We start from the raw sequence: 16,574 nt of genomic DNA on the forward strand, positions 1-16,574 counted from the left end.
GACGCGGCTTCGCGACTAGACGGCCGGTGCGCCGTCGATCTTCACCACCGCGAAGTCAGCCCCGAGTTCGACGTCGATGTCCTCGCCGTTCTCGAGCGTGATCTCCACCTCGTAGGCGTGGTCGAAGTCGTCGCTGCGCTCGACCTCGGTGACCATGCCGACGGTGCCGGCGGGCAGGGCGGCCAGGGCCGCCTCCGATGCGGACGACCGGTCGGCGTCCGTGAGCGGGGCCAGATCGCCGGAGCCAGGGGTGGCGCTGCTCGTCGGCGTTGAACCCGCCGGGGCGGATGCGTCGGCGGGGGCGCGGCCGTCGACCCGTACGACCGCGAATGACTCGTCGAGCTCCACGTCGATGTCCTCGCCGTTGGCGAGAGTCACCTCCACCTCATAGGCGTGGGTGAGGCCGTCGCTGGTTTCGGCGTCGGTGACGGCGCCGGAACCGACGGCATCCAGGGCTGCGCTGCTGGCCCGCTCGAGGGTCGTGCCGCTGAGCCGGTCGTTGTCGGCCAGATCGAACGGGTCTGTGACGGCGACGGCGATGCCGGCGCCACCGAGAACGAGTACGGCTCCAACGACGGCGGAGGTGATCCAGATGGTTTTCTTCTTCACGATGTGTCCCTTGCGTCCTGATGCGATTGCAGTGGCACGATCCTTGCGTGCCCGATGGCCTCAGTGTGGCGGGGCGGTGCTGAAGCCAGGCTGAAGCCTGCTGAAGGCGCCTTCAGAATCGTCGGGCGCCCGTGTCGCACGCGTCAGGCGTCGTCGGGGGTGTCGTCGTGCGCCGGCAACCGCACCTCGAAGCGGGCGCCGCCGAGGTCGCTTGCGCCGACCCGCACCGAGCCGCCATGGGCCTGCACGGTTTCCCGCACGATCGCCAAGCCCAGGCCGGTGCCGCCGGATGCGCGGGCTCGCGACTCGTCGAGGCGCACGAACCGCTCGAAGACCCGCTCGCGCTCGGCGGCCGGCACCCCGTGGCCGTCGTCCTCCACCACCAGCACGGCCTCGCCGGCCTGCAGCTGCAGAGCCAGAGTGACCTGGGCGGAGGCGTGCTGGGCCGCGTTGTCCACCAGGTTGCGCACCACCTGGCCGAGCAGATTCTGATCACCGTGCACCCGGGCGGGACCCACGTGGGTGGCGTCGACGGTGAGCGCCATGCTGTCGCGCAGTCGCCGGGCCTCGGCGAGCACGAGGTCGTCGAGGTCGACGGCCCGGCCCGTGGCCAGCAGCGACCGCTCCGTCACCTGGGCGAGCAACAACATGCCCTGCACGAGGCGTTCCAGCCGGGCGCCCTCGTCGAGCACGGCCTCCGAGAGGTCCTCGAGGCTCATCCGGTCGGGATGCGAGCGGGCCACCTCGGCGTACTGGCGCAGTGACGCGAGTGGGGAGCGCAACTCGTGCGACGCATCCGAAATGAACTGGCGTTGCATTCGCTGCGACCCGTCGAGCCTGTCGAGCATGTTGTTCATGGTCGTGGCGAGCCGGGCGATCTCGTCGTACCGGCCGGAGTCGGCCACACGCAGGTCGAGGCTGGTGGCGGTGACCTCGTCGACTTCGCGGCGCATCCGTTCGACGGGGGCCAACGCACGCCCGACCACGATCCAGCTGAGCAGGGCGACGATGCCGATCAGGAGGGGAACGGCGCCCGCAAGGAGCGCTCCGACGGTGTTCACCGATTCGTCGACGTTGTCGAGGGAGTGGCCGGCGACGACGGTGATGTCGCCGTCGATCGTCTCGACCACGACCAGGTAGTCGGCGTCTTCGTCGGCAACCCGGATGACCTGGCCGTCGGTGGTATCGGTGACGCCCAGCAGCCGGCCTTCGAGCGCCTCGCTGCCGGCGATGAGAGCGCCGTTCGCGTCGGTCACCTGGAAGAGCACGTCGTCATCGTCGGGGTCGAGCCCGGTGACGGTACCGCCGGCGGCGAGTTCGAGCTCGATCTGCTCGAGGTCGCGGTCCACTGCGGCGTGCACCTCCTCGAGCAGAACGCCGCGCAGCACGAGCACGAAGACCAGAGCACCCACCACGAGGGTGACGCCGACGACGGCGGTCGCCACCACGGTGATGCGCCCGCGCAGCGACCGGCGGCGATCCGGCCGGTCGGGTGCCGCCGAGGTAGGCCGGTCGGGCGCCGACACGGCCCGGGAGGGCGCTTGTGCAGGATGGCGTTCGGCCGTCGGCTCAGCCACCGTCGGCCGCCAACCTGTAGCCGGCCCCGCGCAAGGTCTCGATCGCGGCCCGGTCGAACGGCCGGTCCACCTTGTTGCGCAGGTGCCGCACGTACACCTCCACGATGTTGGGGTCGCCCTCGAAATCGAAATCCCAGACGTTGTCGAGCACGTCCCGTTTGGACACCACGGAGCCCCGGTTACGCATCAGATACTCGAGCACGGCGAACTCCCGGGAGGTGATGTCGACAACGATGTCCCCGCGACTGACGCGGCGGGTGGCCGGGTCGAGGTGCAGGTCGCCGGCTCGCAGCACGGTCGGCCGCGCGGTGGTGCCGCGACGGATCAGCGCGCGCATCCGGGCCAGGAGCACAGCGGAGGAGAACGGTTTGGTGAGGTAGTCGTCGGCGCCGGTGTCGAGCGCCTCGATCTGGTCCCACTCGCCGTCCTTGGCGGTGAGCATGAGGATCGGGGTCCAGTTCTGTTCGGCGCGCAGGGTCTCGCAGACCCGGTAGCCGCTGAGCCCCGGCAGCATGATGTCGAGCAGGATCACGGCGTACTCGTTCTCCCGGGCCAGCCAGAGCCCGTCGGGCCCGGTGCCGGCCACGTCGACCGCGAAGCCCTCGGCCTCGAGGCCGCGCTTGAGCCCGGTCGCCAGCCGCACCTCGTCTTCCACCACCAGCACTCGCATCCGGCCCCCATCGTCGTGTCGGTATTGTCGTGTCTGGTGCCGCTGTTGCCGCGGCCATCCGGCCCAGTCTGGCGGATGCCGCTGAAGGCAAGCTGAAACCGCCCTGACCGGCGCGAATGCGCGCGGCGAGGTGTGGGTGCGCCCTGCTCGTTGGTCGAGCCTGTCGAAACCCCGCTTGATGCTCACCGGCATCGAACTCCGTCGTCGCGGTGCGGCTGCGAACTGAGTGTGCGCCGCGCGGAGCCGACGTGGCCGACGCCGCTGAATCGGCCCTACGTCCGGTGCCGGCGGGTGCGCACGAGCAGCCGGGCCAGCGACAGGTTGGCCAGGAGGAGCAGCGCCACGATCACGAGGATCGCCGGCCAGAGCCCGTTCGAGTCGTAGACCGCCAGGGCCACGAGCGGCCCCGCGACCGCGCCGAGGTCGCCGGCGGTACGGGTGATGCCCACCACCAGTCCGCTCTGCCGGGCCGGCACCGCCTCGCTCATGAGCACCGTCGGCACGATACCGGCCACGCTGGTGGCCAGGCCGTAGAGCACGATCGCCAGGGCGAACAGCCACGGCCCGTTGGCGACCGGGAAGATCAGCAGCGCGGCGGCCGAGGCGATCACCCCGGGCACGAGCACGGCGAGCCGGTATCCGCGGTCGATGAGCGAGCCCACCACGGGCAGCGCGGCCAGGGACAGCAGAGTGGCCGCGGCCAGCGCCACGCCGAGCGTGAGCGGAGTGAGACCGCCGGTGTCATAGGCCGCCACCGGCACGAGCCCCTGCTCGCCGCCGAACCGGGCGAAGAAGGTGGCGAAGGAGCTCAGCGCCAGCGCGATGACGATCGCGGCGACGCCGACGCCGATGTAGTTGGGCGCCGCGGGGCTGGTTTCGGATGCCGCGGGGCGCGACGCGGGAATGGCCCGCGGGGTCTCGACAGGCTCGACCACCGTCGGGGTCGCGCCGGCCTCGAGTGACGCGGCCCGCGTGTGGGTCGCGACCATCTCGTCGGTCGCGCCTGGTTTGTGGGGCTCGGCCGTCTCGTCGGTCGAGCTTGTCGACGCCGTACTGAGCTTGTCGAAGTGGACCTGGTGAGGTGTCTTTGGAGGCTCGACCAGCGGGCGGGGTGCATCCGCCGGCTTCGCGGAGCGGCCGCGGGGGAGCCAGTAGTGCGCGGCGGGGCGCACGGCGTCCCAGGCGAGAACAAGTGCGAGGGGCACGCTGGCGACCAGGAACACCACCTCGAGCGGGAACCAGGTGAGCACCAGCCCGCCGAGGAACGACCCGATCGCCCCGGCCGACATCTGCACCGCGGTGACCGTGGCCATCACCCGGCCGCGCCGGGCGGGCGGGGCTCCGGAGACGAGGATCGCGAAGCCGATGGTGATCGCGGCGCCGCCGAGCACCCCGGCAAACACCCGGGCACCGATCAACCAGTCGGCGCCGGGGGCCAGCCCGGTGAGGCCGGTCACCACCACGAGAAGCAGGCTCACCGCCCACAGGTAGGGCCGCGGCTTCCACCAGCGCAGCAGGATGCCCGCGGGAATGTTGGCCAGCACCCGTCCGAAACCGAACGCGGCGATGATCGGGCCGAGCACCAGGGCGGTCGCTCCGAAGCGGTCCACATAGAGCGGCAGCGCGGGCACGATGGTGCCCCAGGTCATCTGGGTGGCGCCGATCAGGCAGCACAGCAGCAGGGTCTGCTCGCCGAGCGAGGGGCCCCGGCCGGCGGCCTGGACGCCCGCAGCATCCGTCGAACCGGCGCCGTTCACGGAGGCTGCGCCGCCGACGGAGACGGGGCCAGCGCCGGAGTCTGCGCCGCCGACCAAGCCGCCGCCGACGGAGGCTGCGCCGCCGACCGGGCCGGGGCCCGAGCGGCCCCGGCCCGCGCGGGGGCTCACGACGCCAGGTTGGCGCGCAGCGTCGAGCCGGGGTACGCCGCACCCATCGTGCCGCGGCGGCGGAGCTCCGGCACCAGCAGGTCGATGATGTCGGTGTACGAGGCGGGCATGCTCAGCGGGTTGCCGATCATGTAGCCGCCGCGGGAGCCGGTGGCCGCGAAGTTCTCCTCGAGCTGGTCCGCCAGCTGCGACGCGGTGCCGCTGAGGGTCTGGTTGTAGCCCACCGCGTGCTCCCAGCCGCGCTCGAAGAACTCGGTGCGAGAGAGCGAGTGGTCGGCGCCGAGCTCCTGCACGAGTTGCCCGACGAACCCCGACGGGGACGCGTGGCCGGCCACGATCTCGGCCTGCAGCTCCCCGAGCACGATGGTGTCGCCCACGGTCGAGAAGTCGTAGCCGGCGTTGTAGGAGAGATACGCGCCCACAGCTTCGTCGCCCCAGTACTCGAGCATCTCCTTCTTGCGGGCGGTGGCCTCGTCTTCGGTGCGGCCGATCACCAGCTGGGTGGCCCAGAGGATGCCGACGTCGGCGGGGTTGCGCCCGTTGGCGGCGAGCTGCACGTCGAGCTGCGACCGGTGCCGCTGCTGGCCGGCCAGGTTGCCGCCGAACCCGAAGATCAGGTCGGCGAACTTAGCGCTCGTGGCAATGCCCTGCGGCGAGTTGCCGGCCTGCACGAGCACCGGGTGCCCCTGCGGGCTGGGCACGCTGGTGAGCGGCCCCTGCACGTCGAAGAAGTCGCCGTGGTGCCCGATGGCGTGCACCTTGCCGGGGTCGGCGAACCGGCCGGTCTCCCGGTCCATCACGATCGCATCGGGCTCCACCGAGTCCCAGAGCTGCTGGCACACCGAAATGAACTCGTCCATGCGCTCGTACCGCTTGCTGTGCTCGAGCAGCTCGTCGAAGCCGTAGTTGGCCGCATCCGCTCGCCGGGTCGACGCCACGACGTTGAACGCGATGCGTCCGCCGGTGACGTGGTCGAGCGAATTGAGCAGCCGGGCCACATAGAACGGATGCATGAACGTGGAGGAATACGTCAGTCCGAAGCCGATGTTCCGGGTCACGGCGCTCATCGCGGCGATGAACGGGCTCATGTCGTGCCGCGGCCACTGCACGCCCCACTCGACGGCGGCGTCGGGGGAGCCGCGCCAGGTGTCGGGGAGGCCGGTGCCGTCGCCGAAGAAGAGCATGTCGATGCCGCCACGCTCGGCCGTGATCGCGAGTTCCTGGAACATCTTGACGTCGGGAAAGGTGCGGCCGGTCCAGGAACCCGGCCGGGCCCAGCGGCCCTCCGAGTGCGTGAACGACAGGTCGAAGGCCAGGTGCAGGTGTTTCGGGTCCTGCTCGGGCGCGGTCATGCCGACACCGCCGAACCGGTCAGAACGGATGCCGCGGGCACGCCGTGCGCCGTCGCATCCGCAGCCGGCGCGGGGAAGAACCCGGCCAGCTCGTCGCTCGTCACCACGTGCGCCGTGGTCAGCGCCAGGATCTCGAGCGCGTTCTCGTGCACCCGCACCTCATACGCGGCGGTGGCGTCGCTGGGGATCAGCACCGGGTAGTCCAGCTGGAACGCGTCCGTGGCGGTCGCGGCGATGCAGCACTCGGTGGTGAGACCGGCCACCGCCACCCACACCACGCCGAGGCCCTGCAACAGGGCGTGCAGCTCGGTGCCCTGGAAGCCGCTGTAGTGCCGTTTCTGAACGCGCGGTTCGCCGGCGGCCGGCTCCAGGCCGTACCAGTCGGCGCCGGGCGTGCCGATCACGCAGGGTTCGGTGTCGTCCATCGGCTCATCGAAGCCGCGGCCGCGCAACCAGTTGCTGGCGCCCCAGAGCCGGTCCGGGTCCGAGGCCAGCTCGATCCAGACCACGGGCACGCCCGCCGCGCGGGCGGCGTCGACGAGGCCCGCGGTGCTGCGGATGGCCGCGGCGATGGAGTCCTCGGCCGCGGTGTCGAGGCCGTAGTCGGCGAGGTAGCCCAGGTCGGCGAAGGAGCGCTGCACGTCCACGACGAGCAGGGCGCCGGACCGGTTGGACAGGCCCACGAAGGCGTCGTCGGGGGTCACGAGGTGACCAGTCCGCTCGTCTGGCGAGCGGCATCCTGGGCCCGGAGGGTGGGCAGCACGGCCTCGCCGAAGGCGGGCAGATCGGCGTGGTAATCGGGGAAGATGAGCATCAGGCCATCGAGTTCGGCCCCCTCGACGACGGTGTTGATGTGGCCCAGCACGGTGTCGGGTGAGCCGACCACGTAGGGGGTCTGGAAGGCGTCCTGCCCGGTGGCGGACTCGGTCCAGGAGGTCGCGCGATCGCGCGGCATGCCCCAGGAGACCCGCATGTTGGCCAGGGCCTCCACGTCGACGCCGGCGCCGATCACGTCGACACGTCGCTGGGCGTCGGCATCCGTGTCGCCCATCACCACGGTGAGCATAGCGTAGGTCTTCACGGAACGATTGAGCGCCGCGGCCTGGTCGTGTACGTCGCGGGAGGACTCGCGCAGCTCCTCCATGGTGTCGCCGGAGAGGAACGCGCCGTCGCAGAGTTCGGCCTGGAACTTGCGTCCGCGCGGCGAGCGGCCGGCGCTGATCAGGGTGGGCTGCACGCGCGGGTGCGGCCGGGAGACGCAGTCGGTGAGGGTGAAGGTGTCGCTCTGCATGGTCACGGAGTCCTCGGTCCAGAGCCGGGTGACGGCCCGGGTCCAGTCCTCCACCATCTGGTAACGGGCCTCCTTCGACATGGTCGCGTCCCAGAGGCCCATCTGCTCGAACTCGTCGGCGTAGGAGCCGGAGACGATGTTCATGCCGGCGCGGCCGTTCGAGATCTGGTCGAGGGTCACGAACATCTTCGCGGCGATGGCGGGGCTGTGGATGTTGGCGTGTACGGTGGCCCAGATCTTCACCTTTTCGGTGGCCTCGGCCAGGCCCGCCATCATGGTCATCGACTCGAGGGTGTTGCCCCAGTGGTCGGTCGAGCCGCCGAAGCCGCGCCACTTGGCCATCGACATGACGAAGTCGAGGCCGGCCTGCTCGGCGAGCACCGCGGTGGTCTTGTTGTACTCGTAGCTGCCGTCTGGGTGCGGCGCGGTGGTGGACACCAGCCACCCGCCGTTGCCGATCGGGAGGAAGACGCCGTACTCGCGTGCTGACATGGGAAACACTCTTTCTCTGCTGTGGTGGAACACCGGGGAGGCTGCGACGGAGACGGCGAGGGCCGAGACGGACGTGGTGCGGGAGGGAGATGAAGGTTGGGGGTGGTTCAGTTGCGGACATCCCGCCATCGTTCGCGAAAACGAAGGAGGGATGTCCGCAACTCAGTGCTGCGAGGCTGCGCGTCCGCGCGGCGCTGCGGTGAGCCGGGTTACGGGGCCGGCCAGATGAGGGTGGTGCCGTCGTAGATCGCCTCGATGAAGCTGTTGTCGAAGTAGGCGGTGGGGTCGGCCGGTGCGGTGGCGATCTGGCCGCTGTCCACGAGGAACCCGGACTCGGCGGTGACGTTGTCGAAGTCGATCAGGCCGATCGGGGCATCCGTGGCCTGGTTGTCGACGACGATGTCGTACTCGGTGGTCCAGACCTTGAGGTTGTGCGCGGCGTCGAAGCCCTCACCGGAGAGTTCGGCGGCGAAGTCGACGCACTCCTCGCCGTTCTCCCCGCAGTAGTCGAAGGCGTGCTGGCTGGCGCGCAGGAAGTCTTCGACCGCGGTGGGGTTATCGGCGGCGAACTCGTTGTTCACGGCGAGGCTGCCGAGCGACCCGGCCACGCCGAAGTCGTAGGGGCGCCAGACGGTGACGTCTTCGCCGGCGGCTTCGAGCAGGTTGGGCTCGTTGGAGATGAAGCCGGTGAGCGAGTCCACCTGGCCGCGCGGCAGGATCGAGGGGTCATAGCCCACGACAACCTGCTGGATCGACGCGAGGTCGGCCCCCGCGTTGGTGAGCATGGCGCCCACGGCCGGCGGCAGGTTGCCCTTCTGGCCCAGGATGGTGCCGTCGAGCTGCTTGAGGTCGGTCACGTCGGTGCCGGTCATCAGGATCTCCAGGCCCACGTTGGAGTAGGTGGCGATGCCGGTGACGTCAATGCCGTTGTCCTGCGCGGTGATGAGGTTCTGCTCGTCGACGCTCGTGATGGTGACTTGGCCGGAGGCGAGCAGCTGGGCGTTCTGGCTGGTGTCACCGGTGCCGGGCTGGATGTCGACGTCGAGGCACAGGGCGTCGAAGTAGCCCAGGTGGTCGGCGGCGATGATGTTGAGGATCGACACCGACGCCTGGTACTGGTACCCGGTGAGGAAGTTGATGGTGCCGGCGGCCTTGTTCAGCTCGCAGCGGTCGGCCGAGATGGCGCTGGCGGCGGCGGCCGTGTCGGTGGAGGGGGCATCGTCGGCGGCCGGGCTACAGGCGGCGAGGCCGAGGGTGAGGGCGGCGATGGCAACGGCGGCCAACGCGTGGGTGGGGCGAATGGGCATGGCGGTCTCCTGGTGCGGTGGGGGAAGAGGGGACGGGTGATGCGGGAGGCAGTGCGTGAAACGGGTACGCATGAAACAGGGCTGTGGTGCGGATGCTGCGGGTGCTGCGGCAGAAAAGGTTCGGGGGTGTCAGCTCGTGGCGCCCTGGCGGGACTCGTGCCAGTGCAGCACGCGGTCCTCGATGGCGGTGATGATGAGCAGCAGCAGCGAGCCCATGATCGCCAGGCACAGGATGGCCGCGTAGACCACGGCGAGGCGGTTGTTCGAGGAGGCGACGCTGATCACGGTGCCGAGGCCCTCGGCGGCGCCCGGGGCGGAGAGCTCAGCGACCACGGCGCCGATGATCGAGAGCGGGAACACCACGCGCAGGGCGGTGAAGAGGTAGGGCAGGGCGCTGGGCATCCGCACGTGCCAGAGCATCTCGAGGCGTGAGGCGTGCAGGGTGGTGAAGACCTGCAGCACGGCGGGGGAGACCGAGCGGAGGCCGGTGGCGACGTTGATGAGGATGGGGAAGAAGCAGATCAGCGCGGTGACGATGAGCTTGGGCTCCGGGCCGAAGCCGAACGCCACCACCAGGGCCGGGGCGATGGCCACGAGCGGGGTGACGCTGAGCACCACGGCGATGGGCATGATGGCCCGGCGCGCGATGGGCAGTTCGGAGACGAGCACCGCAAGGATGAACGAGGCGACGAAGCCGATGGCCAGGCCGACCAGCGCCACGGCGAGGGTGGCCCACGCGTTGCTGAGGTAGAAACCGGGGTTGGCGGCCAGCGCCTCACCGACCGACGCGAGCGGCGGGAGCAGGTACGGGCTGTCGGCGGCGGTGATGGTCCACAGGAAACCCAGCGCCACCAGCAGCACCGCGAGCGGCAGCCAATAGGCCGGGCGCAGGAAGCCGAGCTGTTTGGGCAGGCCGGACTTGGTGGCGGACTTCTGGGCGGGCGGGGCCGCGGGTGCGGTCACGGGGCTCTCCTGAATCGTTGCGGGTTCGGTCATGACGCTCACTGGGCGGCTCCTGCCGGGATCGGGGTGGACCCGGTGATCGGGTTCTCCTGCCAGGCGGTCTGCAGGTGGTCGCGGATGACGTCTTCGAAGTGGTGGAACTCGGCGGTCTTGAGCATCGCCTGGCTGCGCGGGCGCGGCAGGGTGATGTCCACGGATGCGGTGATCCGGCCCGGGCGGGCCGACATCACGAGCACCTTGTCGGAGAGCCGCACCGCCTCGGAGACCGAGTGGGTGACGAAGACGACCGTGGTCTTGTTCTCGTCCCAGATGTCCAGCAGCTGCTCCTGGATGGACTCGCGGGTGAATTCGTCGAGCGCTGAGAACGGTTCGTCCATCAGCAGCACGTCGGGCTGCACGCCGAACGCCCGCACGATGGCGGTGCGCTGCTGCATGCCGCCGCTGAGCTGGGCGGGCAGCTTGTGCACCGCATCCGTCAGCCCCGCCTTGCCCAGCAGGTCGAGCATGTCGGGCGCGGGGCGTTCGAGGTGTCCGTGGATGCGGCGGCGCAGCTTGTCGGCGCGGCGGTTGACCTTGGCGGGCATGCTCACGTTGCCCAGCACGTCCTTCCACGGCAGCAGGGCGGGAGCCTGGGGCACCAGGCCGATCATCTTGGCGGCGCAGGCGCGCTCGGGGGTGACCCCGAACACCTCGGCGGTGCCGGAGTCGGCGGTTTCGAGGCCCGCGATGAGGCGGAGCAGCGTGGACTTGCCGCATCCGGACGGGCCGATGATGCTGACGAACTGGCCGCGCTTGATGTCGACGTCCACGTTCTGGAGTGCCACGTGCTGGCTGGCGCCGGAGCCGTAGATCTTGACGGCGCCGCGGATCGAGATCGAGTCGGCCGTGCTGCTGGGGGCTGAGGTCGGTGCGGAGGGGGAGGTGAGGGTCATGGGGTCAGACCAGCTTCCTGAACTCGCGGTTCTGATAGACGAGCGGGATGCGCTCGGTGCGGATGACCTCGTCGACCTGCACGATGATCATGAGGTGGTCGCCCACGGTCCAGCGTTCGTGCACCTGGCCGAGCAGAGAGGCCTGGGCGCCGGTGACGACGGGAACGCGGTCGTAGTCGCCGTGCAGGGTGACGGCGGAGAACTTGTCGATGCCTTTGGTGGCGAAGTGCCGGGCCACGTCGCCCTGGTCGTCGGCGAGGACGTTGATGGCGACGTGGTCGGTGCGGGCGAAGGCCGGGTAGCTCTCGGCGGTCTCGGCCAGGAACACGGCCACGAGCGGCGGGGTCACCGAGACGCTGGTGAAGCTGTTGGCGGTGAAGCCGTACGCGGCGCCGTTCACGTTCGTGGTGACGAGGGTGACGGAGGTGGCCATGCCGGCGAGAGCCCGGCGGAGTTCGGCCGGGTCGAAGAGGGACGCATCCGTCTCGGCGGGTCGGGGATCGGTGTGCTGCACGCTGGCCTCCAAGGCACGTTTCGAGAGTTCGAGAGGAGGAGAGCGAGCGGGTGAAGTGATCAGCCGACTGAGTGAGTCGAGTGGCAAATGGCCCGCGGAGGTCCGTTGGCTTTCACAGTAGGCGGCGCAGATTTCGCGAAAGTCCGTCTGCTGTTACGCGCAGGTAAACTCCCGAGCCATCTCGGCGGTCGAGCTTGTCGACGCCGTGCCGAGCCTGTCGAAGTAGACCCAGTGAGGTGCCTGCGGGACGTGCCCATCCCGTTGGTCGAGTTTGTCGAGACCCCGTGACGTGCGCGCGGGCGCTCCCGCAACTCAGTTCCGGGCGGGGTGCGTGAGAAGCTGGGCGAGCACCTCGAGGGCGCGCCCGAGCTCCAGGTCGGTCGGCGCGCCGTAGCCGAGCACGAGGCCCTGCTGCCCCCGGTCGACAACCGCGTAGTCGGCCAGCGGCGCGACGCGCACCCCGTGCGCGGCGGCGTGCGCGACGAGAGCGGATACATCCGTACCGGTGGTGCCCGCCTCGGTGGCCGGCGAGAGATGCACCACAACGTGCAGCCCGCCGTCGAGGCCGGACAGCCTCACTCCGGGCAGCGCGCCGAGGGCGCCGATCACCAGGGCGCGACGGTGGGCGTACTCGCGGCGCACCCGGGTGACATTGCGGGCCAGGCCGCCGCTGCCGAGGTAGTGTGCGAGCGCCGCCTGCTGCACTCCGGACACCGACGGGCCGAGGTCGTTCCGCACCTCGTTCAGCGCCGCCCCGAGGTCGCCGGTGGCCACGATGTAGCCGCACCGGATCCACGGGGTGACGGTCTTGGAGAAGCTGCCGACGAGGGCGACCCGGCCGGACGTGTCGAGGGTGGCGAGGGCCGGCAGCGGCGAGGTGCCGAAGCGGAACTCGCTGTCGTAATCGTCCTCGATGACCGCGGCGCCGGATGCCCGGGCCCACTCGAGCAGGTCGAGCCGCGCCTGCACCGAGAGGCTGCTGCCGAGCGGGTACTGGTGGCTCGGCGTGACCAGCACGGCATGCGGCGCCGGGGCGAGCGCGGCGAGCGCGGTCAGGTCGATGCCGTTCTCATCGGTGCGCACGGGTTGCAGGTGGGCGCCCACCCGGCGCAGCACCCGGCGTGCGGTGGGGTAGCCGGGGTCCTCCACCGCGATCCGCGGGGCGGGGTGGGGCTGGTGCTCGCCGACGAGAGTCGCGAGGGCAAGCCCGATGCTGGCCAGGGCGTCGCTGGTGCCGGCCGTGACGATCACGTCTTCTGCCCGGCAGGCCAGGCCCCGCGCACGCCGCACATGGTCGGCGATCGAGGTGCGCAGCTCGAGCGTGCCGCTGGGTGGCGGCGAGTCGCTGCGCCCCGATGCGGCGACGGCGGACCGCCAGGCCGCGGTCCACGCGGGGTCGACGAGCCCCTGGGTCGACGGATGCCCAGGAGCCAGATCGATCATCGCCGGGTGAGTGAGGTGGGGAGCTGGGGTGTCCTGTGTCCTATCGCCGGGAGCCCGGCGCTGGTTCGCCGCCGGAACCTGGCGCGGTGCCGACCTGCGGGTAGCGCCGGGCCCGACAGCACCCGCTGCACTCGGGTGGGGAACCGAGATACGGGCCACGTCGGAGGAGAGCGGGCCGCGGCTGCCGACAACGGCGCCGGTGAGAGTGTCGGGACGCTCCACCATCACCCGCGTCGCCGAGCCCGGACGTGCCAGCAGGTACCCCTCGCCGGCGAGTTGGTCGTAAGCGGCGACCACCGTTCCACGCGACACCCGCACCGAGCTGGCGAGCGTGCGTGTCGACGGTAGAGCCTCGTCGTGACGCAGGATCCCGTCGAGGATCGCGCGTCGCAGTGCCGTGGCGAGTTGGGCGGCGAGCGGCAGTTCCGACGCCCGATCGAGCACAATCGGCAGCTCGTGAACGTTCATGCTGGTTCCTCCTGCGGTGGGCTCGCGCCGGGCAACCGGTCTAGTTGAAGTGGTCAGAACTGGCCCTGTCGCCGATCCAGTCCGCGCTCGATCCTAGTAGCATGCCCCACTCCACACACCCCCGAGCCCACACGCCCGGCGCCGAAAACGCGACCGAAGCACCCACCGCCCGGCCCCGAGCCACCGCGCACGGCGCCGCATCCGGCCCCCTCCCCGTCACCGACCGAACCCGCATCACCCGGGCGCCCGAGCGCCAGCGCACCGACCGGACCGAGCTCTACGGCATCCTGGACGACGCGCTCGTCGCTCACGTCGCGATCGTGCGCGACGGCCTGCCGCTGGTGCTGCCGATGGGCTTCGGCCGCGGCGGGGATGCCATCTATCTGCACGGCTCCACCGGCAGCGGTATCTTCCGGGCCATGGCAGCCGGCACCCCGATCTCGGTCACGGTGACCCACCTCGACGGACTCGTGTACGCCCGCTCGCTGTTCGACAGCTCGATGAACTATCGCAGCGCCGTCGTGTTCGGCGTGCCGACGGTTGTTGCCGCCGCCGACAAGGAGGAGGCCATGCGCGTCGTCTCCGAACACCTGATGCCCGGGCGCTGGACCGAGGTGCGCGACATGACCAAGCGCGAACTCGCCGCAACCCTCGTGCTGCGGCTCCCCTTGGACGAGGCCAGCGTGAAGGTGCGCGCCCACGGCGCCTCCGAGACAGCGGATGACGGCGACGACCGGTCGATCTGGGCCGGGGTGTTGCCGCTGCGGGTGGCGGCCCTGGCGCCGGAGACCTCCGCGCTCACCCCGGCCGGCACCCCGGTGTCGGCCGCCGCGTTGGCCTACGCAGCCAGCCTCGCGTCCGTGGCGTCCGGGTCCGGACGCGCGGCCGGATGATCGTCGTCTTCTGCGCGGGCCTGGTCGCCCTGGCTGCTGTCGGCATCGTCTTCACGCTCAGGGCCACCGTCACGGACGGTCATCGCCGCATCCCGCCCCGCTGAGCGTCTCCGACCGTGCGTTGTCCGCTCAGTTCGGAACTTTGCACAGTGCGGCGGCCCGTCAATCGTGCGAAGTTCCCAACTCAGCGCCCGGATGGTGTTCCGGAGGCCAGGGTTCAGCGGGTGAGGAGCTCCAGCGGCGCATCCGGACGGAAGATGTAGACATCCACGTGCATATCGGCCGCGGCGGCGCTGGGCCAGGATGCCGGGGTGAAGAAACGGGCCAGCGGCTCGCTGATGCAGATCACCAGTCGGGGCCGGGTGGGCAGCACGCCGCGCAGCCACACCAGCTTGAGCATGTCGGCGATGGCCTTGTTGCGGTGCGACGACTTGGGAGTGCCGGTATTGGCCACGAGCTGCACGAGCACGCTCGCGGCGGGGTCGATGCCCTCGACCTCCACGCGCAGTCCGCCGGGAACCGTGAGGGTACGCGACTCGAGCGCGACGCCGAGGCGCTCGCCGAGGGCGCGCAGCATGGCGTGCTCGGTCGACTCGGGCTGGATACGCCCGGTGGCTCCGATGTCCGTCATACCGCTGGTCCTCTCGCCGCTGCTGTTCTCGAGCCCGGCCGTTCGCAAGCCCGGATGTTCGCGATCGTGGCTGTTCTCGATGGCTCAGTGTACGGCCCGCGCTGCGGGCCTCCGCTGCGACCGGTGCCGGCTCCGCGGCCGGACTGTTTCAGAAGCGGACAATTGCGGCCGGCGCACCGGGCGCAAATGTCCGTTCGAGCAACAGCTGTGCCCGCTGCACCGCGAGACCATGCCGGGCCGGATGCGCCGGGCTCCGGTGCGCCCGCGGCCCGAGGAACCCGGCGGCGGACACCCGCCCGCAAGACCGGCCGCGCGGCATCCGGTGACATAGTCTGAGACTCATGAGCGCTGGCCATTCGACGAGCTACGACGTGGCCCGTGCGGCAGGCGTCTCGCAGTCCACGGTGTCCCGCGCCCTGCGCGACGACCCGCGGGTGTCGCCGGCCACGCGGGAGCACATCCGGGAGATCGCCCGCACCATCAACTACTCGCCCAACCTCATGGCGCAGAGCCTGATCACCGGGGTGAGCCGCTCGATCGCGGTGCTCGTGGCCGACCTGCAGAACCCGGTCTACCCGCAGCTGGTCGACGCGGTGCAGACGACCCTCAATGAGCGCGGCTACCGGATGCTGCTGCTCAGCGACCGCTCGGAGGGCGAGCGCGAACGCGACGTCGACGCCCTGCGCGGCGGGCTCGTGGCCGGGGCGATGTTCATGCAGGCCCGGGTGGGCTCCACCCTCGCCGAAGACCTCGTGGCCCGCGGACTGCCCCTCGTGGTGATCGGCCGCGACGTGACCTCGCCCAACGCTGGCGCCATCGACCGGTTCGTGGCCGACGGCAGCCACGGCGGTGTGCTCATCGCCGACTACCTCTACGGGCTCGGCCACCGCCGCGTCGCCATGATCGGCGGCCCGGAGAACAACCCGAGCATCAACTTCCGGGAGGTCGCCTTCCGCGCCCGGCTGGGCGATCTGGGCATCCCACTGCAGCCCGGCCTCGTGCGCCGCGGCCTGATCGAACACGAGACCGGCCTCAGCATGGGCACCGAGTTGCTCTCCCTGGCCGAGCGCCCCAGCGTGGTCTACTGCGGCACCGACTACATCGCCTACGGGGTCATCGACGCGGCGAACCGGCTGGGCCTGTCCATTCCCCACGACGTGCAGGTGATCGGCTACGACGACCTGCGGATGTCGAGCTGGTCGATGTTCGACCTCACCACGGTGCGCCAGCCGCTGCTGGAGATCGCCACCGCCGGCACCAACCGGCTGCTCGACCGCATCGAGGGCACCTTCACGGATGCGCCCGAACGCACGGTCTTCCCCGTGCACCTCGTGGAACGCGGCACCACCGCGCCCTGGCCCGTCCCCGCCGCGTAGCCCGCAGAGCCGACACGCCGCCGCTTTAACGCGGCCGTAACAGTACCGACCAGAGACCGTTACGCCGGGGGCCCGTTTGTGCGTTTTCGCGTAATTTACGTCGGCTACATTCGAATGCATTCGGTATCCATTCGAATGCACAGCCTTCCGACCGGCGACACCCACCGTCA

At 70.5% G+C, this 16,574-nt stretch carries 15 protein-coding genes; 2 read left to right on the top strand and 13 right to left on the bottom strand.

Annotation, left to right across the window (positions count from 1 at the left end; translation table 11 throughout):
* Window positions 1–15: 15 nt before the first annotated feature.
* From DOE79_RS17445 to pdxR, 12 genes are all read right to left on the bottom strand, one after another.
* Window positions 16–609 carry a PepSY domain-containing protein gene (locus DOE79_RS17445; protein ID WP_120339574.1) on the bottom strand — a complete coding sequence of 198 codons (594 nt, stop codon included), beginning with the start codon at window positions 607–609 and terminating at the stop codon, window positions 16–18.
* Between the two features lie 143 nt (window positions 610–752).
* Window positions 753–2,186 carry a sensor histidine kinase gene (locus tag DOE79_RS17450; RefSeq protein ID WP_245976997.1) on the bottom strand — a complete coding sequence of 478 codons (1,434 nt, stop codon included), beginning with the start codon at window positions 2,184–2,186 and terminating at the stop codon, window positions 753–755.
* Complete coding sequence (locus DOE79_RS17455) at window positions 2,179–2,856, bottom strand: response regulator transcription factor (RefSeq protein ID WP_120339576.1); 678 nt, start codon at window positions 2,854–2,856, stop codon at window positions 2,179–2,181. The genes DOE79_RS17450 and DOE79_RS17455 overlap by 8 nt, the downstream gene beginning before the upstream one ends.
* A 272-nt stretch (window positions 2,857–3,128) precedes the next feature.
* Complete coding sequence (locus DOE79_RS17460) at window positions 3,129–4,742, bottom strand: MFS transporter (protein WP_120339577.1); 1,614 nt, start codon at window positions 4,740–4,742, stop codon at window positions 3,129–3,131.
* Window positions 4,739–6,094 carry an NtaA/DmoA family FMN-dependent monooxygenase gene (locus DOE79_RS17465; protein WP_120339578.1) on the bottom strand — a complete coding sequence of 452 codons (1,356 nt, stop codon included), beginning with the start codon at window positions 6,092–6,094 and terminating at the stop codon, window positions 4,739–4,741. Before DOE79_RS17465 ends, DOE79_RS17460 begins: the two co-directional genes overlap by 4 nt.
* Window positions 6,091–6,798: a cysteine hydrolase family protein gene (locus DOE79_RS17470; RefSeq protein ID WP_120339579.1), complete on the bottom strand. Its 708-nt coding sequence runs from the start codon at window positions 6,796–6,798 to the stop codon at window positions 6,091–6,093. Before DOE79_RS17470 ends, DOE79_RS17465 begins: the two co-directional genes overlap by 4 nt.
* Complete coding sequence (locus DOE79_RS17475) at window positions 6,795–7,877, bottom strand: LLM class flavin-dependent oxidoreductase (protein WP_120339580.1); 1,083 nt, start codon at window positions 7,875–7,877, stop codon at window positions 6,795–6,797. Before DOE79_RS17475 ends, DOE79_RS17470 begins: the two co-directional genes overlap by 4 nt.
* 209 nt (window positions 7,878–8,086) lie before the next feature.
* Complete coding sequence (locus tag DOE79_RS17480; protein WP_120339581.1) at window positions 8,087–9,184, bottom strand: ABC transporter substrate-binding protein; 1,098 nt, start codon at window positions 9,182–9,184, stop codon at window positions 8,087–8,089.
* A 129-nt stretch (window positions 9,185–9,313) separates the two neighbouring features.
* A complete protein-coding gene (locus DOE79_RS17485) occupies window positions 9,314–10,147 on the bottom strand; it encodes an ABC transporter permease (protein WP_245976998.1) in 834 nt (277 codons plus the stop codon).
* Window positions 10,148–10,185: 38 nt separating this feature from the next.
* Window positions 10,186–11,079 carry an ABC transporter ATP-binding protein gene (locus tag DOE79_RS17490; RefSeq protein WP_120339582.1) on the bottom strand — a complete coding sequence of 298 codons (894 nt, stop codon included), beginning with the start codon at window positions 11,077–11,079 and terminating at the stop codon, window positions 10,186–10,188.
* 4 nt (window positions 11,080–11,083) lie between these two features.
* Window positions 11,084–11,593, bottom strand: a complete 510-nt coding sequence (locus tag DOE79_RS17495) for a flavin reductase family protein (protein ID WP_162942821.1) — start codon at window positions 11,591–11,593, stop codon at window positions 11,084–11,086.
* 312 nt (window positions 11,594–11,905) lie between these two features.
* Window positions 11,906–13,504, bottom strand: a complete 1,599-nt coding sequence (gene pdxR / locus DOE79_RS17500; protein WP_120339584.1) for a MocR-like pyridoxine biosynthesis transcription factor PdxR — start codon at window positions 13,502–13,504, stop codon at window positions 11,906–11,908.
* A gap of 101 nt (window positions 13,505–13,605) precedes the next feature.
* Between pdxR and DOE79_RS17505 the strand changes: the two genes are divergently transcribed.
* Window positions 13,606–14,397 (top strand): pyridoxamine 5'-phosphate oxidase family protein, encoded by a 792-nt coding sequence (locus tag DOE79_RS17505; protein WP_120339585.1) that lies wholly within the window; start codon window positions 13,606–13,608, stop codon window positions 14,395–14,397.
* A 217-nt stretch (window positions 14,398–14,614) separates the two neighbouring features.
* Here DOE79_RS17505 and DOE79_RS17510 read toward each other — a convergent pair whose 3' ends face one another.
* Window positions 14,615–15,028, bottom strand: coding sequence for a hypothetical protein (locus DOE79_RS17510; RefSeq protein ID WP_120339586.1), 414 nt, complete (start codon window positions 15,026–15,028; stop codon window positions 14,615–14,617).
* 341 nt (window positions 15,029–15,369) lie between these two features.
* Here DOE79_RS17510 and DOE79_RS17515 point away from each other — a divergent pair, with 341 nt between their 5' ends.
* Window positions 15,370–16,404 (top strand): LacI family DNA-binding transcriptional regulator, encoded by a 1,035-nt coding sequence (locus DOE79_RS17515; protein WP_120339587.1) that lies wholly within the window; start codon window positions 15,370–15,372, stop codon window positions 16,402–16,404.
* Window positions 16,405–16,574 lie beyond the last annotated feature (170 nt).

Origin of the sequence: Cryobacterium soli, from assembly GCF_003611035.1 — a bacterium.
Classification (GTDB): domain Bacteria; phylum Actinomycetota; class Actinomycetes; order Actinomycetales; family Microbacteriaceae; genus Cryobacterium; species Cryobacterium soli.